Annotated in this window: 1 protein-coding gene; it reads right to left on the bottom strand. The window is 55.2% G+C overall.

Features of this window, described 5'->3' with window-relative positions; translation table 11 throughout:
- On the bottom strand, positions 1–455 hold a 455-nt coding region (locus tag QN347_RS19465), incomplete at both ends, for a transposase (protein ID WP_323494354.1).

The following is a 455-nucleotide window of genomic DNA, read 5'->3' as shown; positions in this document are numbered from 1 at the left end:
AGCTACGGCGCGACTTCGCGCCATGTTTTTCTTCCAGCCATTGTCCTGCCCCAAAGACCTGCAAACCTGTGCTGTCGATGAGCACATGGAGTGGCCCCTTTGGTGCGGATGGTGACTTCGTTACCGTCAGTCCGACCGCCCGTCTGCTGACCGTGGTGTGATCCGGTGCCGTGATTGTCAGGTTCATCAGTGTCAGCACGGAAGCCATTAACCCTTCGGTTTGTCGCAGGGCCATTTTGAAGGCGGAGCGCAGCATCAGACTCGTCTCAATGGCGCTATCCCGATAGCGAGCCTGACCATTTGGCCCTACGCTTTGCCACTGATCTAATGCTGCGTCTTCAATCCACAACGTCAGGCTACCGCGCCGCCGTAATCCTGCTTCATATTCCGGCCAATTCTGAACCTTGAACGACATCTTAGGTATATGATGACGGCGATCGTCGTTGTGTTTGTTG

It is taken from the genome of Sphingomonas sp. 10B4 (genome assembly GCF_035019905.1).
Classification (GTDB): Bacteria; Pseudomonadota; Alphaproteobacteria; order Sphingomonadales; family Sphingomonadaceae; genus Sphingomonas; species Sphingomonas glacialis.
This window is presented reverse-complemented; position numbering and strand designations above follow the sequence as displayed.